At 71.0% G+C, this 21,614-nt stretch carries 25 protein-coding genes and 1 pseudogene; 14 read left to right on the top strand and 12 right to left on the bottom strand.

From position 1 onward, the window contains the following. Positions 1-33 precede the first annotated feature (33 nt). Positions 34-690 (bottom strand): TetR/AcrR family transcriptional regulator C-terminal domain-containing protein, encoded by a 657-nt coding sequence (locus B086_RS0107635; protein ID WP_018565816.1) that lies wholly within the window; start codon positions 688-690, stop codon positions 34-36. A gap of 79 nt (positions 691-769) precedes the next feature. On the opposite strand from B086_RS0107635, the gene B086_RS0107640 reads away from it, so the two are divergent. Beyond that, complete coding sequence (locus B086_RS0107640; protein WP_018565817.1) at positions 770-2,038, top strand: FAD-dependent monooxygenase; 1,269 nt, start codon at positions 770-772, stop codon at positions 2,036-2,038. Between the two features lie 123 nt (positions 2,039-2,161). On the opposite strand, the gene B086_RS0107645 is transcribed toward B086_RS0107640, so the two are convergent. Beyond that, entirely contained in the window at positions 2,162-2,503 is a 342-nt protein-coding gene (locus B086_RS0107645) for a hypothetical protein (RefSeq protein WP_158690370.1), read from the bottom strand. 87 nt (positions 2,504-2,590) lie between these two features. On the opposite strand from B086_RS0107645, the gene B086_RS0107650 reads away from it, so the two are divergent. Together B086_RS0107650 and B086_RS0107655 are read left to right on the top strand one after the other, a co-directional pair. Continuing rightward, a complete protein-coding gene (locus tag B086_RS0107650) occupies positions 2,591-3,769 on the top strand; it encodes a sensor histidine kinase (RefSeq protein WP_106436041.1) in 1,179 nt (392 codons plus the stop codon). Next, positions 3,757-4,425, top strand: coding sequence for a response regulator transcription factor (locus B086_RS0107655; RefSeq protein ID WP_018565820.1), 669 nt, complete (start codon positions 3,757-3,759; stop codon positions 4,423-4,425). The genes B086_RS0107650 and B086_RS0107655 overlap by 13 nt, the downstream gene beginning before the upstream one ends. 72 nt (positions 4,426-4,497) lie before the next feature. Here the strand turns inward: B086_RS0107655 and B086_RS0107660 are convergent, their stop codons facing one another. Together B086_RS0107660 and B086_RS0107665 are read right to left on the bottom strand one after the other, a co-directional pair. Continuing rightward, entirely contained in the window at positions 4,498-5,493 is a 996-nt protein-coding gene (locus tag B086_RS0107660; RefSeq protein ID WP_018565821.1) for an ABC transporter permease, read from the bottom strand. Next, positions 5,490-6,416, bottom strand: a complete 927-nt coding sequence (locus tag B086_RS0107665; protein WP_018565822.1) for an ABC transporter ATP-binding protein — start codon at positions 6,414-6,416, stop codon at positions 5,490-5,492. Before B086_RS0107665 ends, B086_RS0107660 begins: the two co-directional genes overlap by 4 nt. 452 nt (positions 6,417-6,868) lie before the next feature. On the opposite strand from B086_RS0107665, the pseudogene B086_RS45345 reads away from it, so the two are divergent. Then, a pseudogene (locus B086_RS45345) lies at positions 6,869-7,013 on the top strand (DUF3710 domain-containing protein); the annotation flags it as partial. A 169-nt stretch (positions 7,014-7,182) separates the two neighbouring features. Continuing rightward, positions 7,183-7,671, top strand: a complete 489-nt coding sequence (locus B086_RS0107670) for a hypothetical protein (protein WP_018565823.1) — start codon at positions 7,183-7,185, stop codon at positions 7,669-7,671. 22 nt (positions 7,672-7,693) lie between these two features. Here B086_RS0107670 and B086_RS0107675 read toward each other — a convergent pair whose 3' ends face one another. Continuing rightward, positions 7,694-8,431 carry a DUF4232 domain-containing protein gene (locus B086_RS0107675; RefSeq protein WP_018565824.1) on the bottom strand — a complete coding sequence of 246 codons (738 nt, stop codon included), beginning with the start codon at positions 8,429-8,431 and terminating at the stop codon, positions 7,694-7,696. Between the two features lie 324 nt (positions 8,432-8,755). On the opposite strand from B086_RS0107675, the gene B086_RS0107680 reads away from it, so the two are divergent. Beyond that, entirely contained in the window at positions 8,756-9,106 is a 351-nt protein-coding gene (locus B086_RS0107680; RefSeq protein ID WP_078509931.1) for a hypothetical protein, read from the top strand. Positions 9,107-9,193: 87 nt separating this feature from the next. Further along, complete coding sequence (locus tag B086_RS0107685) at positions 9,194-9,862, top strand: class I SAM-dependent methyltransferase (RefSeq protein ID WP_018565826.1); 669 nt, start codon at positions 9,194-9,196, stop codon at positions 9,860-9,862. A 234-nt stretch (positions 9,863-10,096) separates the two neighbouring features. Here the strand turns inward: B086_RS0107685 and B086_RS0107690 are convergent, their stop codons facing one another. The 3 genes from B086_RS0107690 to B086_RS0107700 form a co-directional block, all read right to left on the bottom strand. Then, positions 10,097-10,891 (bottom strand): SDR family oxidoreductase, encoded by a 795-nt coding sequence (locus B086_RS0107690; protein ID WP_026252204.1) that lies wholly within the window; start codon positions 10,889-10,891, stop codon positions 10,097-10,099. A gap of 212 nt (positions 10,892-11,103) precedes the next feature. Continuing rightward, positions 11,104-11,754, bottom strand: a complete 651-nt coding sequence (locus B086_RS0107695) for a response regulator (protein ID WP_018565828.1) — start codon at positions 11,752-11,754, stop codon at positions 11,104-11,106. Continuing rightward, entirely contained in the window at positions 11,742-13,043 is a 1,302-nt protein-coding gene (locus tag B086_RS0107700) for a sensor histidine kinase (protein WP_018565829.1), read from the bottom strand. Before B086_RS0107700 ends, B086_RS0107695 begins: the two co-directional genes overlap by 13 nt. A gap of 168 nt (positions 13,044-13,211) precedes the next feature. Here B086_RS0107700 and B086_RS45350 point away from each other — a divergent pair, with 168 nt between their 5' ends. Continuing rightward, positions 13,212-13,739 (top strand): hypothetical protein, encoded by a 528-nt coding sequence (locus B086_RS45350; protein ID WP_018565830.1) that lies wholly within the window; start codon positions 13,212-13,214, stop codon positions 13,737-13,739. Between the two features lie 77 nt (positions 13,740-13,816). Next, entirely contained in the window at positions 13,817-14,518 is a 702-nt protein-coding gene (locus B086_RS0107710; protein ID WP_018565831.1) for a class I SAM-dependent methyltransferase, read from the top strand. A 313-nt stretch (positions 14,519-14,831) separates the two neighbouring features. Here B086_RS0107710 and B086_RS45880 read toward each other — a convergent pair whose 3' ends face one another. Continuing rightward, positions 14,832-15,716 (bottom strand): class I SAM-dependent methyltransferase, encoded by an 885-nt coding sequence (locus tag B086_RS45880; protein WP_018565832.1) that lies wholly within the window; start codon positions 15,714-15,716, stop codon positions 14,832-14,834. A gap of 84 nt (positions 15,717-15,800) precedes the next feature. On the opposite strand from B086_RS45880, the gene B086_RS0107720 reads away from it, so the two are divergent. Continuing rightward, positions 15,801-16,337: a helix-turn-helix transcriptional regulator gene (locus B086_RS0107720; RefSeq protein WP_018565833.1), complete on the top strand. Its 537-nt coding sequence runs from the start codon at positions 15,801-15,803 to the stop codon at positions 16,335-16,337. A gap of 479 nt (positions 16,338-16,816) precedes the next feature. Here the strand turns inward: B086_RS0107720 and B086_RS0107730 are convergent, their stop codons facing one another. After that, positions 16,817-17,719, bottom strand: coding sequence for a LysR family transcriptional regulator (locus B086_RS0107730; protein ID WP_018565835.1), 903 nt, complete (start codon positions 17,717-17,719; stop codon positions 16,817-16,819). A 107-nt stretch (positions 17,720-17,826) separates the two neighbouring features. Here B086_RS0107730 and B086_RS0107735 point away from each other — a divergent pair, with 107 nt between their 5' ends. The 4 genes from B086_RS0107735 (at position 17,827) to B086_RS44935 (ending at position 20,271) form a co-directional block, all read left to right on the top strand. Next, entirely contained in the window at positions 17,827-18,570 is a 744-nt protein-coding gene (locus B086_RS0107735; protein ID WP_018565836.1) for an SDR family oxidoreductase, read from the top strand. 272 nt (positions 18,571-18,842) lie between these two features. Beyond that, positions 18,843-19,616, top strand: coding sequence for a class I SAM-dependent methyltransferase (locus tag B086_RS0107740; RefSeq protein WP_018565837.1), 774 nt, complete (start codon positions 18,843-18,845; stop codon positions 19,614-19,616). 107 nt (positions 19,617-19,723) lie between these two features. Continuing rightward, positions 19,724-20,017, top strand: coding sequence for a hypothetical protein (locus B086_RS0107745; RefSeq protein WP_018565838.1), 294 nt, complete (start codon positions 19,724-19,726; stop codon positions 20,015-20,017). 86 nt (positions 20,018-20,103) lie between these two features. Next, a complete protein-coding gene (locus tag B086_RS44935; protein ID WP_018565839.1) occupies positions 20,104-20,271 on the top strand; it encodes a hypothetical protein in 168 nt (55 codons plus the stop codon). Between the two features lie 49 nt (positions 20,272-20,320). Here the strand turns inward: B086_RS44935 and B086_RS0107755 are convergent, their stop codons facing one another. Both B086_RS0107755 and B086_RS42625 read right to left on the bottom strand, forming a co-directional pair. Continuing rightward, positions 20,321-21,259: a glutaminase gene (locus B086_RS0107755; protein WP_018565840.1), complete on the bottom strand. Its 939-nt coding sequence runs from the start codon at positions 21,257-21,259 to the stop codon at positions 20,321-20,323. A gap of 116 nt (positions 21,260-21,375) precedes the next feature. Then, complete coding sequence (locus tag B086_RS42625) at positions 21,376-21,549, bottom strand: CsbD family protein (protein WP_018565841.1); 174 nt, start codon at positions 21,547-21,549, stop codon at positions 21,376-21,378. Positions 21,550-21,614: the final 65 nt, after the last annotated feature.

Below are 21,614 nucleotides of genomic sequence, written 5' to 3' on the forward strand. Positions count from 1 at the left end.
GGTTCCGTCCGGGGGAACCCGGCTCGCCGGGACTCAGCTGCCGGTCGACGTCCGTGGCGGGCCCGAGGGCCCGACGCGGTGCGCCAGGCCGCCCAGGATGAGGGCGAGCCCCGCCTCGAACGCCGACTCGTGATCGATCACCGGTACGTCGGCCGGCAGGTCCACCCCGTCACCGGGAGCCGTACCGCTCCCGGTACCGGCCCCGCTTCCGTTCCCGTTCCCGTTCCCGGTCCTGTTCCCGCTTCGGGTCTCAGCCTGCTCCTCCAGGACGCTGCCGACCGTGAAGCGGCTCGCGGCCAGCATCGCCATCTGCGCGTCCCGCTCGGGGACGCCGGAGGCCACGAGGAATTCCATCTTGCGCCGGATCCGGTCGAGATCGCCGACGGGAGTGGTCCCGGCGTGGAGCCGTGCGCCGTCCCGGCGCATCAGCAGGGTGCGTCTGAAACCGCGTGTGTTCTCCGCGAACCAGTCGCGCCAGTCGTCGCCGGGCACCGGCAGGGGCGCGGTCGCATGGGGTGCCATCGCCGCCTCGGCCATGGCGGCGAGGAGGTCCTTCTTGGTGCGGAAGTACCAGTAGAGCGACGGCTGCTCGACGTCCAGCCGCTTCGCCAGCTTTCTCGTGCTGACGGCGTCCAGCCCGACCTCGTCGAGCAGGCCGAGCGCCTCGGCGACGACGGTCTCGCGGTTCATCTTGGTCACGTTGACAATCTATCGCTGATAGATGACGCTGGAAAGGAATCTTTCACTGATAGATTTTGGAGGGACGGGCATGACGGGCATAACCAGGGGATCGAGGGGACCGGGCGGACAGCCCCTGAGGGTTCTCGTCGCCGGGGGCGGGATCGCGGGCCAGGCCCTGGCCTACTGGCTCACCCGGGGCGGCCACCGGGTGACCGTCGCCGAACGCGCCCCCGCGCTGCGGGACACCGGGGCCCAGGTCGATCTGCGCGGCCAGGGCATCGAGGCCGTCCGGCGGATGGGGCTGCTCGACGCCGTACGCCGCAAGCTCGTGGACGAGGCGGGCGTCGCCTTCATCGACGCACACGGCAGGCCGAGGGCGACAATCATGGCCAACACCTCGGGGAAGGGGCGGCAGACCCTCACGTCCGAGTACGAGATCATGCGCGGGGATCTGGTGCGCATCCTGCACGACGCCACCAAGGACGACACGGAGTACGTCTTCGGCGTGGGCGTGGAGGGCTTCGAGCAGGACGCCGGGGAGGTCGTCGGGCACTTCTCCGACGGGTCAGCCCGCACGTTCGACCTCCTGATCGGCGCGGACGGGCAGGGATCGCGCATCCGGCGGGCGATCCTCCCGCAGGGTCTCGACCCGTACTGGCGTACGGGCATCCACATGGCCTACTGGTTCGTCCCGCGCATCGCGTCCGACAGCAACATCCGGGACACCTGCATGGTCCCGGGCGGCCGCCAGATCATGCGCCGCAGCCACAGCCCGAGCGAGACCCAGGTGTACTTCGTCCTGCGGGAGGAGTCGGCGGAGGCCTCGGCGATCCACCGGGCACCCGTCGAGGACCGGCACGCGTTCTGGGCGAGCCGCTTCCGCGATGCCGGATGGCAGACCGAGCGCTTCGTCGAGGGCATGCGGACCAGCCCGTTCTTCTACTCACAGGAGGTCGTCCAGGTCCGTACCGACACCTGGTCGAAGGGGCGCGTGGTGCTGGCCGGGGACGCCGCGCACTGCGCCTCGCCCTACAGCGGCATGGGCGTCTCCGGCGGCCTGGTCGGCGCCCACGTCCTGGCCGGGGAGATCAACCGGCACCCGGACGACCTGCCGACCGCGCTGGCGGGCTACGACCGCGTGCTGCGGCCCTTCGTCGACGAGATCCAGGGCCAGGTCAACCCGCGCCTGCTGCGCCTGGGCCTGCCGATGACCCGGCGCGCGATCGACGCCTTCCAGGCCACCACCGCGCTCGCCTGCTTCCTCCGCATCCCCGATCTCGCCGCCCGCCTCGCGACGCGGGACCGCGGCGGCGCCTGGGAACTCCCCGAGGACCCGGCACCGGCCGGTCCCGCCTGAAGGCGGACACACGGTGCGCACCGAGGGTCCCGGCCGGCAACCGAATACCGTTCACCGCGGCGGTAGGGGCGTATTCCCCGGTATCTCAAGCGCATTCGAAGGTACGGATTCCCCGGCCCGCAGTCATCGACCGGATTTCTCCGCCGTCGCGGAGGAGCGGCGGGAAGCGACGGAGAACGAGCAGGCGATCAGCAGCGCACCGACGAGGAGCACGAGCGCGGGTGCCGCACCCGGCACCGTCCGGAGCTGTATGTCGAGATGCGCCCACAGGCGGCCGACGCCCCGCACGGCCCCCAGCACGACCAGCGCCAGACCCAGGACCCCGACGGATCCCGCGACGAAACCGGTGCCGGATGAATTCTTCACTGTTTCCTTGAGGTTCATACCGGCGATATTATCCGGCGCCCCGGATCCGAGAATTCCGGCAGGGGAACATCCTCGGCGGATCGAAAGAACGATACGCATCGTGAGCTCCTATACTTTGGTATAGGAATTCCCTTCGGAGACCGGCTCTGGTTGGCCGGGGACGAGTCACCGTTTACCGTGGCGTGCGTGATCGACGTACGACAGGTGGGGCAGCGGCACCCGCGGTTCGCGGACGCGGCCGTGGTGGCGGGGGCCGCGGCACTGACCCTGCTCGTGTCCAGGGCCCAGGCCGCGGGGGTGTCGGTCTACCCCCAGTTGTCCCACGGCGCGGTGCTGCAACAGGTACTGCCCGCCGGATGGCAGGTGACCGCGCATGCCGTGTACGTACCGATGCTGGCCTGCGCGGCCCTGTACTGGCGGCGGCGCCGTCCCGCGGTGCTGGCCCTCGTCCTGGTGGTCCTCTCCGTCAGCTGGCCCGTCGTCGTGCCCCTGCTGGTGGCGCTGTTCACCGTGGCCCGCCGTCAGAACGCCCGGACCACCGTCCTGACAGCCGTCGCGGCCCTGCTCCCGGCGGTGGTCCAGCCGCTGCTGCCGGCCGCCGGAACGGCCGCCCTCGCGACCTCCGTCTCGGCCCTGGCCCTGGTCGCCTGCGCGGTCGGCTGGGGTCTGTACGTCGCGGGCGCACACGAACGTGCCCTGCACGCCGAGCAGGAGGCCGATCGGCGCGCCGCTCAGGCCCGCCGCCATGCGCGGGAGGAGATCGCCCGCGAGATGCACGACGTACTCGCGCACCGGCTGACCCTGCTGAGCATGCACGCCGGGGCACTGGAGTTCCACCCCACGGCCTCCCCGGAACGGGTGGCCGAGGCCGCCGGGGTGATCCGGCAGAGCGCGGGCCAGGCGCTGGAGGACCTGCAAGGCGTCCTGCGCGTTCTGCGCGCCCCCGTCGTCGAGGACCACGTGCCGTCGTCGCCCCAGCCCACCCTGCGGGACGTCAACCGGCTGATCGAGGAGGCCCGCGCCGCCGGAGCGGACATCGAGATCCATCAGCGGCTCGACGACCTCACGACCATGGACACCACCACCGGACGCACCGCCTACCGTGTCCTACAGGAAGCCTTGACCAACCATCGCAAGCACGCCCCCGACACACGTGTGTCCCTGACCCTCGACGGAGACATCGGGGGCGGTCTCCGTATTTCCGCCGTCAATCCCGTCCAGCCCGCACCCGCCGCCCGGCTCCAGGGTTCCGGGGAGGGGCTGATCGGTATGCACGAGCGTGTCCACCTGGCCGGCGGGCGCATGAGCCACCGCCTCACCTCCACCGGTTTCCACCTCGATGTCTGGCTGCCATGGACCCCTTGATCCGTGTACTCGTCGTCGACGACGACCCTCTCGTGCGCTCCGGACTGAGCCTGATCTTCGGCGGAGCCGACGACATCGAGGTCGTGGGGGAGGCCGAGGACGGCGCCGACGTGCTGACCATGGTCGACCGGATCCGACCCGACCTGGTGCTGATGGACATCCGCATGCCTCGCCTGGACGGCCTGGCCGCCACCGAAGTGCTGCGCCGTCGGCCCGATCCGCCTCAGGTGCTGATCCTCACCACCTTCACCACCGACGGCTACGTCCTCAACGCGCTACGGGCCGGTGCGGCCGGGTACCTCCTCAAGCACACCCCGCCCGCGCAGATCGTCGCCGCGGTCCGTAACACGATGGCGGGAGAGCCGGTGCTCTCGTCCGGCGCGCTCGACCAGCTCATCGACGCCGTCACCCGGACCGCCGGCCCGGGGCCCGACGACGAACGAACCGCCGCCCAGGCGCGGCTGCGGCTGCTGGGGGAGCGCGAGCGGGAGGTCGCCCTCGCCGTGGCCCGGGGCAGCACCAACGCGGAGATCGCGGCGGAGTGCTACATGAGCCTGCCCACGGTGAAGGCACACGTCAGTCACATCCTGACCAAGCTGGACCTGAACAATCGCGTACAGATCGCGCTGCTGGTGTACCGCGCCGGGCTGGTGTGAGGAACGAGAAGGACCGACCCTGCCGGGCGATGTGCCCCGGGGACAAGACGTGCCCCGGGGACAAAGCGCCCGTCAGACCAGGCGGCGTCGTACCCACCAGACACACAGGGCGGTGAGGGCCGCGGCGAGCACCAGGCACAGCCCCGTCTCCGCCCACTGCAAGGGCCACAGATGCGAGGCGGGATGGTAGTCGGCCCAGTGGCCGGTCCGTCCGTGGGCGGCCAGGCATCCGTCGAAGTCGGACGAGGAGTAGCAACTGGTCACGTCCGACACCCGCGCACCGGACGCGGAGAGCGGGCCGTCGGACAGTACCCAGGCGTTGGGGAGGTCGGGTACTGAGCTGGTGTGTTGCTTGTTCACGGTCACGGTCGGCAGCAGATGAGCGCGGACCCGGTCCAGCAGTACGAGCACCCCGGTGCCCACGACCAGCGTGGCCGCCATCGCGGCGACGGTGCGCCGCAGCAGAAGCCCGCATGCCGCGCCGATGACGAACAGCAGCACGGACAGACCGACCACCACGGGACCGATGCCGTAGTACGGATACCACTGGTACCAGGGGAACTGGCCGCCCAACAGATCTGCCACCGGGTGCCACCACCAGGTCATGGCCGTGGCCAGGACCGCACTGATCACCGCGGTCATGACGGCGGGGACGGCCAGCTTCGCGAGGAACCAGCGCACCCGGGACACCGACTGCGAACAAGCGGTCCGGTAGGTGCCCGACTCCAGTTCCTGCGCCAGTTGCGGGCCGCCGAAGAACAGGCCGAAGAGGAGCGGCAGGGCGACCATCGCCTGGAGGGGCCGTCGCATCGGGTACTGGTACTGGGACCCGAAGGCCACAATCTTGCTGAAGCACTCCTTGGAGGAGACCGTGGCGCCGCGGCATACCTGAAGATGCTGCCGGTCGATGGCCGCCACCGCGTCCTGATGCTTGACGACCGTGTAGGCGGCCACCGCGAGGGCGAACGCGAGACCGATCCAGAACGCGGCCCGGTTCTGGCGCCACACCAGCCAGGTGAGTCCGCGCAGCCGGGGCGCGCGAAGTGGCGTGAGAGCGGAGGCGGTCACGCGCTCACCTCCGCGTCCCGCGCCGCGGTGCCGCCGACCTGTGCGCTCGCGGTGATCAGTGCGGGCGCGCCAGTGGTACGCAGGTGGGCGAGCAGGAGGTCCTCCAGACTCGGCCTGGTGGTCTGCCAGTCGCGTGGCAGCGGACCATCAGGGCGGACAAGTGCGCCGAAGCGGCCGTCGGCCGTGCGGCTCTCGACGATCTCGTGTCCGGCCAGTTCGGCCTGGCGGCCGGGGCCTGCGTCCGGAGCGGTCACGAGGAGGTGGGCCTCGCTGATCGTGTCGATCTCGCCGGCCAGCCGGACGGTGCCTTTGTTGATGAGGACGAGGTAGTCGCAGACTCCCTCCAGCTCGGCGACCATGTGGGACGACATCACCACGGTGGTGCCGTTCTGGGACGCGTCGCGTACCAGCATGTCGGTCATCTGGCGCCGGACCAGGGGATCGAGATCGGCCATCGGCTCGTCGAGCAGCACCAGTTCGGGGCGTTTGCCCAGCGCCAGCGCGAAGGCGACACGGGTGCGCTGGCCTCCGGAGAGCGTGCCGACCTTCGCGGACAGCGGCACATCGCCCTCGGCGATGATCTGTTCGGCCCGCGCCTGGTCCCAGGAGGGGTTGAGCTCGCGCCCCATGCGGAGGATCTCCTCGACCCGGAAGCGCTTGTACAGGGCTTTGTCCTGGCCGAGGAAGGCGGTGCGCCGCCGTGCGGCGGGACTGGCGGGGGCGTCGCCGAACAGGCTGATCACTCCGGTGCTCGGGGTGAGCAGATCCGCGGCCAGCGAGAGCAGCGTGGTCTTGCCCGCGCCGTTCGGGCCCACCAGGGCGCACAGCCGCCCGGCGGGCAGCCGGAAGGAGCACTCGCGCAGCGCCCAGCCGCGGCGGTAGCGCCGGCCCAGACCGTCGGTCTCCAGTGCGTAGTCGGTCATGGTGTGTGCCTCCTGGCGGCACCCGTGCGGAGGAGAGCGAGTGAGGCGCCCGCGAGCGGGGCAGGGCGCCGGATGAACGTCTTCATGGTCGGCAACACTATGGATCCAGGGTCGGCCCGGACTTCGGCCGAAGGTCGGCGACCGCTGTGCCACGGCTGACGAAAGACGGTGCTTCCGCAGGGTGCGACATACTGAAGTATGTGTCTCGTGCGGTTCAGGAGGCGTATGGCGGCCTGTTCACGCTGTCCGAGAAGAAGCGACGGCGGACGCAGGGGTCGAAGTGGATGCCGAGCAGGTCAAGGACGCCGCCGCTGTGATCGCCCAGGTGCCGAACAACACCCGGGGCACCGGGAACTGAGCGGATCGACCGATCCGGCTCCCGTGCCGTGCTGATCGGTGTCTTCGACTACGAGGACCCGGCCTTCCCGTCCGTGCCCGCCGCGGCGAACCACTGGTTCCTGCGCGGAGTGATCTCCGGCCGGGCCGCGGTGGAGCGGGACGCGGCCCGGAACGTCGAGAAGATCTTCCGGGACGCGGTCGTCGTCCGCGGCCACGGCCCCGATGGCGCCTCGCGACCCGGTCGCCCCCAGGATGCCCGCCGAACGCGGAGTTGGTCGCGGAGGGACAGGCCCCGCAGTCGCGGACCTCCTGACACGGACCGCGGGAGATCGCGCCGTCGAGCGCCTGACGCCGTTCGATGTCAGTGGCTGCCCCTACGCTTCGTGGCGATCACCGAAGAGTGACGGAGAGCGACGGAGAGGCTGCCGTGACCACCGAGGACAGGACCATGAAGCGCATCGAGGCCGCCATCGCGTTGCAGCACGCGGGCGATGCCGACGGTGCCCGGCGGCGGTTCACCGAGATCTGGGAGGAGATCGCCCCGGACGGCGACCCGTTCCACCGCTGCGTCCTCGCCCACTACATGGCCGACCTCCAGCAGCACCCGCGGGACGAACTGGACTGGGACCTGCGGGCCTTGGACGCCGCCGCCTCGGTGACCGACGACCGGGCCAGGCGCCACGACTCCTCCCTGGCCATCCGCGGGTTCTACCCGTCCCTGCACCTCAACCTCGCCGCGGACTTCCACCGACTCGGGGACGTCCCGCAGGCCCGCACGCACCTGGCCCAGGCCCGGGAGCACCTCGACGCGCTCCACGACGATGGCTACGGCCAGGGCATCCGGTCGGCCGTACAGCGGCTCGCCGACCGGCTCGCCGAGGAGGAGCCCACCGCGCCGACGAGCGCCGAGCGGTGAACTCCAGGGACGGCCGTGCGGGTCATTCGCCCTGGCCCGCGCTGCCGATCGGGCCGACCGTGATGGGGTCGCCGCCGCTCTCGGTGACGGGCAGGGAGGGGGCGCCCGGCCAGGCGAGGGTGACCGTCCTGGTCTCGTCCGGCGGGGTCACCAGCAGCCCCATGATGCGGACGCCGGTGCCGCCCGTCTTGTTGGCCGGGTAGTGGATGCCGAAGTAGGTCGACTTGCCGGCCTTGAGGACGGACGTGCCGGCCTTCTCACCGGAGCGCTTGGCCGACACGGGATCGTAGTTGGTCTTCAGGTCGACCCCCGCGTACCCGGAGAGCGTGCAGTCCCGCCCGCTGCGGTTCTTGAACTGCACCGCCACGGTGAGGTCGGGGTCGCCGCCGACCGTGGCGTCCGACGCCGTGATCGTCAGATCGCTGGTACGGCACTTGCCCAGCCCACCGGCCGCACCCGACCCGCTGGACCCGCCGGATCCACCGGATCCACCAGTGCCGCCGGTGCCGCCGCTCTGGCCGGACCCGGTCCCCGAGGCGGCGTTCTGCCCGCCGGAGGTGTTCCCGGAGGAACTGCTCCCGCCGGAGCCGCTGCCGGAGGACTCCTGGGTGCCGCCATCCGCGGACGGCACGGTGGCCGCGGACGACGGGGCGCTCTGCCCCGTACCGCCGTCGTCGTCGCTCTGGCAGGCCGTGAGCGAGAGACTCGCGGCGACGACCAGGGCCGCACAGGTGACCTTGGTTGCCTTGTGCACACGCATCGTTTCTTCCTCAGCATCGGTGGGAGACGGCACGAGCGGCCGTCCCCGGCCACTCTGCCCCATGGGACAGCCCGGACCCGCCGCCCCGTTCCCCCAGGCCGTCGCCTAGTACATTCCTGTTACACGCACAGCCGGCTCATGACGCGTCCCGGTGACGCACAGACATCTCCCCTGGTCCCACTGGCCGTTCGTCGTGTTGACCGGTATGGATCTGGGCGCCCGTGCCCCGTATGCCGGAGGATGCGGAGCGCACCGCGCACGCATGAAGGGCCTGAACCCAAGGAGCTCGAAGTGAAAGCAGCACGCGCTCTCGGAGCAGTGACGATGACGGTGGCCATGGCGGGCGGTGTGGCTGCCGCGGCCCAGGTGACGGCAGCGGCTTCGACCGCGACCGCCACGGTCAGGACGGCCGCGGACACCTGTGCCTACCCGTACGTCTGCCTCTTCAAGAACGGCGTGAGGATCGGCCAGTTCCAGGACGTCACCAGTTCGTGGCAGAACCTCCCGTCCAAGCCGTCCGGACCGGGACTGGTGGTCCAGAACACCCGTCACGACGACGTCGCCCATATCCGGTGGTCGGGGGGCGCCACGACCTGCATCCCCCCGAATTCGAGTTTCAGCGTGACCAGCGGGACGCTCACCGGAATCAGGATCTCCGACGCCGCCACCTGCTGACAGCCACGGGCACGAGAACAGCTGGCGAGCCGGAGCGCCCTGAGCCCGCCCACAGGCGCTGTCGGTGCGCCCGTCTAGATTCACCGCGTGACTGAGCCTTCCTACCTCGCCGCGGTCCGGGAGTCCTACGACACCGTGGCCGACGACTACGCCGCTCTCGTCAGGAGCCCGTCCGAACTGGACCCACTGTCCCGATCGTTGCTGACCGCCTTCGCCGAACTGGTGCGGACGGCTGACCGAGGACCGGTCGCGGACCTGGGGTGCGGACCCGGGAGAGTGACGGCCCACATGGCCGGCCTCGGGGTGTCGGCGTTCGGTGTCGACGTGTCCCCGAAGATGGTCGAACTGGCCCGAAGCGCCTATCCGGACCTGCGTTTCTCCGTGGGCTCCATGACCGCGCTGGAGATCGGGGACGACACACTCGGCGGCGTCCTGGCGTACTACTCCACCCATCACACACCTCCGGAGCTGCTGCCGGTCGTGTTCGCCGAGTTCCACCGCACCCTGGCACCCGGCGGTCATCTCCTCCTCGCCGGCCATGTCGGCACCGGCGAGCACCGCCGTCCGGCACACGGCTACGGCGGCCACCCCGTGGCCTACGTGTCGTACCGGCTCCCCCCGCACCAGCTCGCCGAACTGCTGCACCAGGCCGGATTCACCGTCACCGCTCAGCTGGTGCAGGAGCCCGACGAGAAACGGAACTGGAAGTTCGCCAGCTTCCTGGCCCGCAAACCGACTGACGAGGAGGCAGCCTGACGCCCCGGCCCCGCCCGTCGGACCTGCCTGTCGGGCCCGGCCGTCGGCCCTGCCCCCGTCCCGCCGACGCGACTGACCCGACTACGGTCTGTGGGGAAAGTGCTGGTCGCAGCCACTCGTTGAGGACTGCGACCAGCACGGTCGCCTCGTAGCGGACCGCCAGCGTGCGGGTGGGCCCGGCAGACCATGGAGCCGATGTCCACGTCCCAGATGGTCAGGCCGACCTTGGGTGGCCTACGCGGTTGTGGCGATGCCGCCGTCGACGGGGATCACGGCGCCTGTCAGGTATGCGCCTGCCCGGCTGGTGAGGAACACGGCGACACCCGCCATGTCGTCGTCGCGGCCGATCCGGCGCAGTGGGGCCGCCGCCGCGATCGCCTCGCCGAACTCATCGAGGGTCGCGGCCATCATCGTCGACGGGAACGGTCCCGGCGCCACGGCGTTCACGGTGACGTGCTGCGGTCCCAGTTCCTTGGCGAGCACTCTGGTGAGTTGATGCAGCGCGGCCTTGCTGCTGGAGTACGAGTAGTTGGGCCGCTGGGGGATGTGGATGGCGGCGATGCTGCCGATGTTGACGATCCGCGCGGGATCGTCGGCGGTGCCCGCCCTGCGCAGTGCGGGCAGCAGCTCTTGGACCAGCCAGAACGGCGACTTCAGGTTGATGTCGAGGACCGTGTCCCAGGCCGCGTCCGGGAATGTCGCCAGCGGCTCGTCCCACAGGGCGCCCGCGTTGTTGACGAGGATGTCGAGACGCTCCGAGTCGGCGGTGACGAGGTCCGACAGCCGCCGGCACTCGTCGTGGCGGGACAGGTCGGCGGGGATGGCCCGCACCTCACCGAATGCGGACAGTTGTTCCTGCGCCTGAGCACACGCTTCCGCGTTGCGTGAGCTGATCACCACGCGGGCGCCCGCTTGGAGGAGACCTCGCGCGATCATCATTCCGATGCCTCGGGTGCCACCGGTGACGAGTGCGCGCTTTCCACACAGGTCGAAGAGTGCTGCATGCGTGGTGAATTGGTTGTCTACCACTTGCCGTCTTTCGAGTTGGTCGGGGGTGCTGGATGGTGCGTCGACGCGGTGGGTGTTCGGTTCAGCGGTTGCCACGCTATGGCCTTGATGTGCACTCCAAGCAAGCGGATCCCGGCCCCGACGGACCGCGTCCGCAACCGGCTCAAGCGCGGATCCCGAGGGGGACGGCCGCCCGAGTCCGGCAGAGGCGACTACGGGCAGCCGTACGCGACCTAGCCCGACGCGACCCCGAGGAAGCGCAGGACCGCCAGTACGCGGCGGTGGTCGGCGTCCGCCTTGGGGAGGTCGAGCTTGGTGAAGATGCTGTTGATGTGCTTGGCGACGGCGCTCTCGCTCACCACCAGCTCGGCGGCGATGCCGGAGTTGGAGCGGCCGCCCGCCATGAGGGCGAGGACGTCGCGTTCGCGGGGGGTGAGACGGTCGAGCGGGTCGCTGTGACGGCGTACGAGGAGCTGGGCGACGACCTGCGGGTCGAGGGCGGTGCCGCCGGACGCGACCCGGCGCACGGCGTCGGCGAACTCGTCCACGTCGGCGACCCGTTGCTTCAGGAGGTAGCCGACGCCCGAGGTGTTGGTGGCGAGGAGATCGGCGGCGTACCGCTCCTCCACGTACTGCGACAGCAGCAGTACCGAGGTGTCCGGCCACTGGCGGCGGACGACGAGCGCGGCGCGTACCCCCTCGTCGGTGAAGCCGGGCGGCATGCGCACGTCGACCACCGCGATGTCGGGCCGGTGTTCCTCGACCGCCGTCAGCAGCGCCTCGGCGTCGTCGACCTCGGCGCACACCTCGAACCCGGCCATCTCCAGTACCTTCACCACCCCGATCCGCAGCAGGACGGAATCCTCGGCGATCACAGCGCGCACGGCAGCTCCACGGTGATGACGGTCGGGCCCCCGGCGGGGCTGTGGCAGGAGAACACGCCGTCGACGGACGCGACCCGCTTGGCGAGCCCCGCGAGTCCGGTGCCCGCGCGGTCCGTGGGTCCACCGGAGTCTGCGGGTCCACCGGAGTCTGCGGGGCCCGACGGCACCGCACCTCCGATGCCGTCGTCCGTGACGACCACCCGCAGTGTCTCCCCGACCTGCGCCACGGTCACGTCCGCCCGGTCGGCGCGGGCGTGTTTGACCACGTTCGTCAGCGCCTCGGAGACCACGAAGTACGCGACCGCCTCGACGGTCGGCGCCGGGCGCCGCGCCAGGTCCACGGCCACCCGCACCGGGATCGGGGCGCGCCCGGCGATGCCCGACAGCGCGGCGTCGAGCCCCCGGTCCTCCAGGACGACCGGATGCAGGCCGCGCACCAGGCTGTTCAGCTCGGCGATCGCCTCCTTGGCCTCCCGGTGCGCCTCGTCGATCACCCGGCGGGCGTCCTCGGGCAGGTCACGCAGGGTGGATCTGGCCAGGCCCAGGTTGACGGCGAGCGAGACGAGCCGCTGCTGCGCCCCGTCGTGCAGATCGCGCTCGATGCGCCGCCGTTCGGCGTCGGCCGCGTCGAGCACACCGGCCCGGCTCTCGGTCAGGTCCTCGACCCGGCGGGTCAGCTCCTCCGTACGGCTGCGGCCGAGCAGGATCTCGGCGGCCCAGGTCTGCGCCCGCACCAGGAGGCCGGTCAGCCGCGGCGCAGCGAACAGCAGGAGCACGCCCCCGGCGGTGACGTACGCCGCCTGTGTGGTGTACCCGGCCTGGGCGATCCGCCACCCCGGCGGCAGCGCCCAGATCCACACATAGACGGTGGCGGCCACCAGCCCGGCCGCCCAGACGGCGAGGACGACGACGTCCAGGACGGCGAGCAGCGGACCCGCGAGGGTGTGGTGGCAGACCTGCCGCCAGAAGGTGCGTGCGGTCAGACGGCGCAGCACGGACCGCACACCGCGCCGCGGTGCGCCGTGGGCGGGGCGCGGCAGTTCCTTGCCGGTCAGTGCCCGGTAGCGGCGCCGCTGGGCCGCGGTCAGCACGGGGGTCAGGGCGAGCGTGACCAGGACGGGCAGCGGGGTGGCGGCGGGCACCACGGCCACCACCGTCCCCACCAGCCAGACCCACAGCGGCACCGCCGCGACGTGGAGCGGCAGGCCGGCGGCGACGAGGGCGGTGCGGCGTCCCGCTCCGCGGAACGGCCGGCCGGGCACCTGCCGCAGCCAGGTCGTGAAGTACATGCGCCCCACGGTAGAGCCACGGGCCACGGGCACACCATCACGCCCGTGCCCGGCTCCGGGGTGCACTTTTCTCCACCCCGGATCGGAACCCTGCGTGACTGACTGAGACCCGCTCCGCGACGCAGGGTGGTGACCGTGCAGGGGACCACACGGCTGAGGGAGCGGAACATGCGTCGACCGAGGACTCACGAGACGGGCTCCGCAGCGGACACGACGACGGCCGGGGGCGTCCGGGCGACGGAGCCGGTATCCGAGGACGCGGAGATCATCTCCCTGTACGAGGCGGTCCGGACACCGGTGCCGCCCGCGCGGGGAGTACGGCGCGCCGGATGCCTCCTCGTGCTGTGCGGGCTCGTCCTGCTGCCCTGGCTGTACGTGCTCGCCACAGGGCTGCCCGACACCGCGACGGCCGCGCACTGGCCGGTCGCCTGGGTCGGTCTCGACGCGTTGCAGGCGGTCGGCCTGATCACCACCGGCCTGCTCGCCACCCGCCGCGACCGGCGGCACGCCCTCGCGGCGGCCGTGACGGCGACGCTGCTGGTGGTCGACGCCTGGTTCGACACCACGACGGCGGCCACGGGCGGCGACCTGGCCTCCGCCCTCGCGATGGCCCTGTGTGCCGAACTCCCGCTGGCCGTCCTCTGCGCCACGCTCGCGGCACGTGAACTGAGCCGGGGCGGGCCGCACACACCCTGACGCACCCGCACCCGCACACGTCCCCGAGCACCCCGCTCGTTCACGCACACACCCTTCCCGACCCGATCGGAGCGCACATGCCGACCCTCACCCGTGTCCCCACCTCCCCCCGAGCCCGCTGGGGGCTGGCCGCCGGTGCGGCGACCACGGCCGCCGCCGCGTGGTGGCTGGGCGACAGGGCGCCCTACCCGTACGCCCAACGCGGGCTGCTGGACCTCTCGTTGCCGTATCTGACCGTGGGCGCGCTCGACGAGGTGCTGCATCCGCGGCCGGGCGAGCGCATGCTGGAGGTGGGCCCGGGAACCGGGTTGCAGTCCCTCCACGTCGCGCCGCGACTCGGCCCGCACGGAGGTCTCGACATCCTGGATATCCAGCAGGACATGCTCGATCACGTCATGCGTCGCGCACGGCAGCGGGGCCTGGCGAACATCTCACCGGCCCGCGCCGACGCGCGTGAACTCCCCTACCCCGAAGGGTCGTTCGACGCGGTGTACCTGGTGACCGCACTGGGCGAGATCCCCGAGCCGGAGCGAGTGCTGTGGGAGGCGGCCCGGGTGCTGGCGCCGGGCGGACGGCTGGTGGTCGGTGAGTTCTTCGACCGGCACTGGATCCCGTTCGGCCGCCTGCACCGGCTCGCCGACGCGGCCGGCCTCCACCTGTCCGCCCGACGCGGCCCGACCCTGGCGTACCTGGCCCGGTTCCACCGCTGCGAACGGAGCGGACCCCGAACCCCGCTCGAACCCCACGCGGGAACGGCAGCGGCGTACCGGGGGCGTTGAACGGGGACGGACCACCTGGCACCCCGGTATCACCTGGCACGCCGGTATGAGGATCAACCTTGCTTCCCGCGATCCAGCTCATCGGCGCGGTCTGAGCGTCTCCGAGTCGCTCTGTCACCAAAACGCCGTAACAACGCGGGCGTTGACCCCATGCCCGGCCGTCGCGTGGACGCGGCCCAGGCGGCGACGGATGCCCCTCTCGATCCGGATGCACCTTACCGGTGGGCCTCACGCCCCCCTGCTCATCTGTGAACGGTCCCGCCGGGGGTGGGGCGCTCGCCCGGCGGGTCTGGTCGTGGCCCGCTGGGCGGGTTCAGGGGCGGCGGGCGATCCAGGTGGTGCGGGTGGTGCGCACGGTCAAATCGTCACGGTGCGCGACGCTGTACGGCTGATCTTCGTCCAGCAGGGCGTCCAGGGCGGCCAGGTCATCGGAGCCGAGGGTGTCCGTGGCGTGGGAGCGCAGCTTGGCCAGGAAGCCCTGGGCGTAGGCGTTCAGGGGCGGCCCTGCTTGGGCGTGGTCGAGATGGATGTCGAAGGGGCGCCGGTCCAGGTGGGTGAATCCGGCGGCCCGGAGGTGGTCGGTCCAGTCGTGGGGCGGCCGGGTGTCGGTGGCGGCGTGGAGGCGGGCCTCCAGGCCGGCCCGGGTGGCGCCGGCGTCCTCGGGGAGGAAGCGGGGGAAGAAGTCCATCTCCGTGACGGCGATCAACCCGCCCGGGGTGAGCTGTTCGAAAGCCCGCGCGAAGGTGTGCGCGGGGTCGGCGACATGGTGCAGGAACGCGGCGGCCCAGACCAGGTCGTAGGGGCCGCCCTGACCGATCCCGGCCCATGACTCGTCGATGTCCGCCTCTACCGTGCTGACCCGGTCGGCGGCCCCCTGCGCGGCGGCCCGCTCGCGCAGGCGGTGCAGCATCCGCGGGGAGATGTCCACCGCAGTCACGTGTGCCGTGGGGAAGCGGCGGGCCAGTGCGAGGCTGCCGGTGCCCGGACCGCTGCCCAGGTCCAGGATCCGGCCCGGGGCGGGGTCGGCGACCTCGGCGAGCAGCCCGGTCAGTTCCGAGAAGTAGGGGGCGAGGACTTCGCCGTCCAGCTCCAGCAGCTCCAGCAGCTCCAGCAGCTCCAGCAGCTCCGCCGGTGCGGTGCCGGAGTCGGCCGCCCGATCGCGCCCGATATGCCCTTTGTCGTCATGGTGTGTCTTCACGTCTCGACGGTAGGGCGGTCGCTGCTGTCCTGTCATAGAGTCTTGCCGGTGGAGCAAGAATCGTCGCTGGATGCCGTCGTCAGGATGCGGATCAGGTCCCTGCGCAAGGCGCGAGGCTGGTCGCTGGACAACCTCGCCGAGCGGGCGGGCATCAGCCCCTCCCAGCTCAGCCGCATCGAGACCGGCCACCGGCGTCTCAGTCTCGACCAGCTCACCGCCATCTCCCGAGCGCTGGGCAAGTCCCTCGACGAACTCGTCGAATCTCCCGACGACTCCGACGTCGTCATCCGTCCCCAGCGCGACGAGCGCAGCGGCCTGACCACCTGGCTGCTCAGCAAGGACGACGGGCCCCACGGCCTGACCGTGGGCAAGGTGCGCATCACCGACCAGGCCGGCGAGATCGCCCCCGATGACCTCGGTGTCCACCCCGGCCGTGACTGGTTCACGGTGCTGTCCGGCGCCGTGGTCCTCTACCTCGGGGAACGTGTCATCCGCGTCGAGGCCGGACAGGCCGCGTCCTTCTCCACGATGACCCCCCACGCCCTGCGCAGCGACCGCGGCCCCGCCGAGATCCTGACCATCCTCGACCGCAACGGGGAGTGCAGCCACCTCAGCACCTGAACCCGCACCTCAGCACCTGAACCCGCCAAACGGTGGTCTGGGGGCATGACGGGGGCACCTGCGCGGTCGTGGACGGTCTGCTGGAGCGGTTCGCCGAGCCGGGTCCGCCGTGGGCCGGGGCAGCGTAGGCCGAGGACCTGCTGCTGGTGCTTCCGCATCTGTTCTGGCCGATCACCGGCCGGTCCGCAAGAAGCCGGTCTTCGGGGCGGTGCACGACAAGGCCGTGGCGGCGATGCGGCGGGCGATCGCCCAGGACGTCGACGCTTCCACCCGCCGGGGCGCGTTCATCATCTGGCGGACCAGCGAACCGCTGCGCCGGACGCCCGAGGACCAGGCGGTGAAACTGCCCTCGGAGCGGACTCTCCACCGGACCGGCTGCTGGCCAAGCTCACCGACGGCACCCATATTTCTCGGCTCGACCGGCACCAGGCGCTCGCGCGTCCACGGGGTAAGCAGCCCGTGGACATCGGTGCGGGAGGTCAGCCGGTCGGCAGTGCTCTGTTGTCCTGCGGGGAGACTGCGCCGAACACTGTACGCGCGACATCTTCCAGCGACCCGAGCAGCGGGTTCGGGTCGTCGGCGCGTGTGACGAGCACGACCTCGCAGGGATCGGCGTCGACCACGGGTACCAGGGCGATGTCCTCGCGTACTGCGGCGCGTCGGTCACCGGCAGGGAAGATCGCGACGCAGTGGCCGGTGGCGATGAGCTCCAGCTTGTCCTCGAAGCTGTCGTCGAGGGCGGGCGGAAGCGGCGCCGGGTGGCCGTCGACCGGCTGGGGAGTGCTCCAGAGAACCGGAGTGCTGGCGCACGCCACCAGTTCCTCGTCCGACAGAGCCGGAAGGCTGACGGCCTTTTCCTTCGCCAGAGGATGACTCGCCGAAGTGACGAGCACCCGTGGTTCCTCATGAAGCGTGGTCACTCGGAGGCCGTCCGCCGGGAAAGGCAGGGGTCTGTACGCGATGAGGGCGTCGACCCGCCCCTCGGCGAGCGCGCGCGTGTCCCGCCAGTCGAGGTGACGGGTGCGAACCTGGTCTTCAGGATGCCGGCGGCGCAGTTCCCGCATACAGGCGGTGATGACCAGCCCTTCGGCGCAGCCGACGGTGACGGTACGGGGCTGCACGGCGGCTCTGGCCGTGCGAACGGCTTGCTCGGCTTCCAGGAGCAGGATCAGGGCCCGGGGAAGGAACGCCCGACCGGCGTCGGTGAGGCTGCTGCCCTGCGGCGAGCGATCGAGAAGCCGGACACCGAGCTGAGCTTCCAGTCGCTGGATCTGGCGGCTCAGTGACGGCTGCGCCAGGTGCAGCCTGGAGGCGGCCCGGCCGAAGTTGCCGTACTCCGCCACGACCGTGAAGTAGCGCACGAGCCGCAGATCGACGTCCATCTGCCCAGCGTACGTCGCGCGCTGTCATGCGCTCATGCGCCAGGCGTATGACGGCATACGGAACAGGTCTTGGACAAGGTGTGCCGATGGCCATTTGGCTTGAGGGCATGACCACTTATGACGGCAAGAAGATCGTGATCACGGGCGGCAGCAGCGGTATCGGCCTGGCTGCCGCCCGGCTGTTCGCGGACGGTGGGGCGCACGTACTGATCACCGGCCGCACCCGATCCACCCTGGACACCGCCCTGGAGCAACTGGGGGACAAGGCGATCGCCGTCCGCAGCGACGCCGCGTCCCTGAAGGAGATCGAGGCGCTGGCCGACACGGTTCAGGAGCGGTTCGGCGCGGTGGACGCGTTGTTCGTCAACGCCGGCGTCACCGCGTCCGCGCCGCTCGACTCGACGACGGAAGAAATGTACGACGAACTGTTCGACATCAACACCAAGGGCCCGTACTTCACCGTGCAGGCGCTGGCACCGCTGATGCGCGAGGGAGGCGGCGTCGTCCTCACCACGTCGGTGGTGAACGTCCTCGGCCTCGACGCGCTCAGTGTCTACTCGGCGAGCAAAGCGGCCCTGCGGTCGATGACGCGCACTCTGGCCCGCGAGCTGCTGCCGCGCAAGGTGCGTGTCAATGCCGTGAGTCCCGGCCCGACCGACACGGGCATCCTGGACCGCTCCGTTCCCGCCGATGTCGTCGAGACGGTGAAGGACACCTACCGGAGCACCATCCCGATGCAGCGGCTGGGGACGTCCGAGGAAGTGGCCGCTGCGGTGGCGTACTTGGCGTTCGGTGCGACCTTCTCGACGGGAACGGAGTTCCCGGTCGACGGAGGGGCGTCGCAGCTCTAGGTCTGTCACCGGACAGCGGCCAGCCGCCGGTGCGGCGGTGGGGGCCCGTCGGCCGGTGACGGACACCGGCCCCGCGGTGCGTCCGGCCGGCAGTACCGAGACTCGGGCCCGGTGCTGCTGAGCGGGCAGTCGCCTTCGCAGTCGTGGAAGCACCGGAGGAGGGAGGTGCCCGGCCGGGGCCCGGCGGCCGACCGGCGGACGGGCCCACGCGTGGAGCGAGATGCTGGGGCGACCGGCGCCTCCCGGGGGAACAGGCGCGGTAGCCTCTGGCCATGCCCGAGGCATCGGTGGCGCATTTCTACGACGAACTGGCCGACACTTACCACCTGGTCTACTCGGACTGGGACGCGAGCATCCGTCGGCAGGGGGACGCTCTCGACGCCCTTGTCGGCCGGGACCGGGTCGAGGTGCTCGACTGCTCCTGCGGCATCGGCACGCAGGCCATCGGCCTGGCGCTGCGCGGGCACCGCGTCACCGGGACCGACCTCAGCCCCCGCGCCGCCGCCCGCGCCACCCGTGAGGCCGCCCGCCGGAGCCTCAGCCTGCGGACGGCAGCCGCGGACATGAGGCGCCTCCCGTTCTCCGACGGCCGGTTCGACGTCGTCGTCTGCGCCGACAACTCGCTGCCCCACCTGCTGACGGAGCAGGATGTGCACACCGCCCTGGCGTCGATGCGCCGCGTACTGCGTCCCGCCGGTCTGCTGCTGGTCAGCACACGTCCCTACGACGACTTGCTGCGCGAGCACCCCGTTTCGACGCCTCCGCAAGTTCACCGGACCGACGACGGTGGCGGCGACGGACGGGCCGTCACCTTCCAGCTCTGGCACTGGCACGCCGACGGCGAGCATTACGACTTGGAACACTTCCAACTCGCGCCGACAGACGGGGAATGGGCCGTCCGGGTCCGCCGGACGACCTACTGGGCCCTCAGCCAGGACCGGTTGACCGGCCTCGCGGCCGAGGCCGGGTTCGTCGACGTCCGGTGGCGGATGCCGCAGGAGACGGGCTTCTTCCAGCCGCTGCTGGTGGCCCGCGCCGACAAGTAGACGACCATGGAAGACACCCGGGAAGGCCGTCCGGGACGGAACGGACCCCGCTGCTCAAGATTCGTTCCGCCCTGATGGTTGCGGTTCGTCGGGGTACACGGCCCGGCATGGCACCGAAGACCGAACGTATCCAGTTCCTGCGGGCCGTGCGGCAGTTGCACCGCGTCCGCTCCTTCTACGCCGGAGGCGCCCTGCTGTGGGCGGCGGCCTTGGCCTGGACGGGCTGGCAGACGCCCGGGAGCCGGCAGATGTGGGTGTGCGCCCTCCTCCTGGCCGTCTTCACCGGACTCCTTGTCACCGCGGGCCTGTCCCTGCGGCGTCTGCCCGTTCCCGCGACAGGCCGGCCCGCGCATCACGCCGCCCCGCGCAGGGCGGCGAGCACCCGCCAGGCCCCCGCCTGAGGGGCCGCGGATCCGGAGGCGCCGTCCGCGTCTGCGAGGGCGATGACCGGGCATACGGGGTTCACTACTTTCGAGAGGGGCTCATCATGCTCGGCATCGTCGCGGCAGTACTGTTCTTCATCGCGTTCCTCATCAACGCGGCCGACATCAGCACCAATCAGACGTTCTCGTCGGTCAACGTCATGCTCCTCGGCCTGACCGCCCTGGCCCTGCACGTCGCGGGAATCGGCAGCACCTGGTCGCGCAGACGCTGACCAGGTGCCCAGGCTCCGGGCAGGCGTCCGGGTACGGGATGAGACTCGGTCAGAACACCGACAGGCCGGTGAGCGTGGTGAACCGGTCGAGGGCCGCCACTCCGGCCACCGAGTTGCCGCGCTCGTCCAGCCCCGGGCTCCACACGCACAACGTGCACCGGCCGGGTACGACGGCGATGATCCCGCCCCCGACACCGCTCTTGCCCGGCAGTCCGACCCGGTACGCGAAGTCGCCGGCCGCGTCGTAGGTGCCGCAGGTCAGCATGACCGCGTTGATCTGCTTGGCCTGGCTGCGGCCCAGCAGCCGGGAGCCGTCGGCGCGGATGCCGTGCCGGGCGAGGAAGCCGCTGGCCAGGGCGAGGTCGGCGCAGGAGGCGGCGACGGAGCACTGCCGGAAGTACTGGTCGAGCAGGACCGGGACGTCGTTGTCGATGTTGCCGTAGGACGCCATGAAATGGGCGAGGGCGGCGTTGCGGGCGCCGTGCGCGGTCTCGGAGGCGGCGACCTTCTGGTCGAAGTCCAGGGCGGGATTGCCGCTCTCGGCGCGCAGGAAGTCCAGCAGCTCGCCGGCGGCGTCGCCGGTACGGGTCTGGAGCCGGTCCGTGACGACGAGCGCGCCCGCGTTGATGAAAGGGTTGCGGGGGATGCCGTTCTCATATTCCAGTTGGACCAGGGAATTGAACGGATTTCCCGAGGGCTCGCGGCCGACGTGCTCCCAGAGTTCATCGCCCTCGCGGGCCAGATCGAGGGCGAGGGTGAACACTTTGGTGACGGACTGGGCCGAGAAAGGCTGTCGCCATTCCCCCACGCCGTACACCGTTCCGTCCAGCTCGGCGACGGCCATGCCGAAGCTGCGCGGATCACAGGCAGCGAGGGCCGGGATGTAGTCGGCGGGACGCCCGCTCCCGGGGGTGTGGCTGATCTCCTCGGCTATGCGTTCCAGGATCGGCAGGAAGGTGCCGGACGACGTCGATGTCATGATCACCATTGTGCCCCCGGGCTGCTCCCGGGGACACTCATACCCGCGTCACCACAGGTCAGGGGCCTTCCGGCGTACGGAAGGCCCCTGACCCGCCAGAGGTGGGTGGAATGCGGGAGACGTCGTCAGTGCTTGAAGGCGTCCTTCGTCTTCTCCTTGGCCGCACGGGCGTCGCCGGTGCTCTTCTCGGCCTGTCCCTCTGCCGCCATCCGGTCGTTGCCGACGGCGCTGCCGACAGCTTCCTTGGTCTTGCCCTTGACCTGCTCGCTCTTCGCCTTGGCCTTCTCACCGGCGCTCATGAAGGACAGCCTCCTCGAAGTCTTCGTTCGTTGTTGCGGTGATCCTCTGGTGCCCCCGCCCGCCT

Origin of the sequence: Streptomyces sp. PsTaAH-124, from assembly GCF_000373685.1 — a bacterium.
Classification (GTDB): domain Bacteria; phylum Actinomycetota; class Actinomycetes; order Streptomycetales; family Streptomycetaceae; genus Streptomyces; species Streptomyces andamanensis.

Bases quoted from the DNA above. Each gene is read 5' to 3' on its own strand.
- B086_RS0107635 (WP_018565816.1), bottom strand. From the start codon at position 690: ATGAACCGCGAGACCGTCGTCGCCGAGGCGCTCGGCCTGCTCGACGAG.
- B086_RS0107640 (WP_018565817.1), top strand. From the start codon at position 770: ATGACGGGCATAACCAGGGGATCGAGGGGACCGGGCGGACAGCCCCTG.
- B086_RS0107645 (WP_158690370.1), bottom strand. From the start codon at position 2,503: ATGCGTATCGTTCTTTCGATCCGCCGAGGATGTTCCCCTGCCGGAATT.
- B086_RS0107655 (WP_018565820.1), top strand. From the start codon at position 3,757: ATGGACCCCTTGATCCGTGTACTCGTCGTCGACGACGACCCTCTCGTG.
- B086_RS0107665 (WP_018565822.1), bottom strand. From the start codon at position 6,416: ATGACCGACTACGCACTGGAGACCGACGGTCTGGGCCGGCGCTACCGC.
- B086_RS0107675 (WP_018565824.1), bottom strand. From the start codon at position 8,431: ATGCGTGTGCACAAGGCAACCAAGGTCACCTGTGCGGCCCTGGTCGTC.
- B086_RS0107680 (WP_078509931.1), top strand. From the start codon at position 8,756: ATGACGGTGGCCATGGCGGGCGGTGTGGCTGCCGCGGCCCAGGTGACG.
- B086_RS0107700 (WP_018565829.1), bottom strand. From the start codon at position 13,043: ATGTACTTCACGACCTGGCTGCGGCAGGTGCCCGGCCGGCCGTTCCGC.
- B086_RS45350 (WP_018565830.1), top strand. From the start codon at position 13,212: ATGCGTCGACCGAGGACTCACGAGACGGGCTCCGCAGCGGACACGACG.
- B086_RS0107710 (WP_018565831.1), top strand. From the start codon at position 13,817: ATGCCGACCCTCACCCGTGTCCCCACCTCCCCCCGAGCCCGCTGGGGG.
- B086_RS0107720 (WP_018565833.1), top strand. From the start codon at position 15,801: ATGCGGATCAGGTCCCTGCGCAAGGCGCGAGGCTGGTCGCTGGACAAC.
- B086_RS0107730 (WP_018565835.1), bottom strand. From the start codon at position 17,719: ATGGACGTCGATCTGCGGCTCGTGCGCTACTTCACGGTCGTGGCGGAG.
- B086_RS0107735 (WP_018565836.1), top strand. From the start codon at position 17,827: ATGACCACTTATGACGGCAAGAAGATCGTGATCACGGGCGGCAGCAGC.
- B086_RS0107740 (WP_018565837.1), top strand. From the start codon at position 18,843: ATGCCCGAGGCATCGGTGGCGCATTTCTACGACGAACTGGCCGACACT.
- B086_RS0107745 (WP_018565838.1), top strand. From the start codon at position 19,724: ATGGCACCGAAGACCGAACGTATCCAGTTCCTGCGGGCCGTGCGGCAG.
- B086_RS44935 (WP_018565839.1), top strand. From the start codon at position 20,104: ATGCTCGGCATCGTCGCGGCAGTACTGTTCTTCATCGCGTTCCTCATC.
- B086_RS0107755 (WP_018565840.1), bottom strand. From the start codon at position 21,259: ATGGTGATCATGACATCGACGTCGTCCGGCACCTTCCTGCCGATCCTG.
- B086_RS42625 (WP_018565841.1), bottom strand. From the start codon at position 21,549: ATGAGCGCCGGTGAGAAGGCCAAGGCGAAGAGCGAGCAGGTCAAGGGC.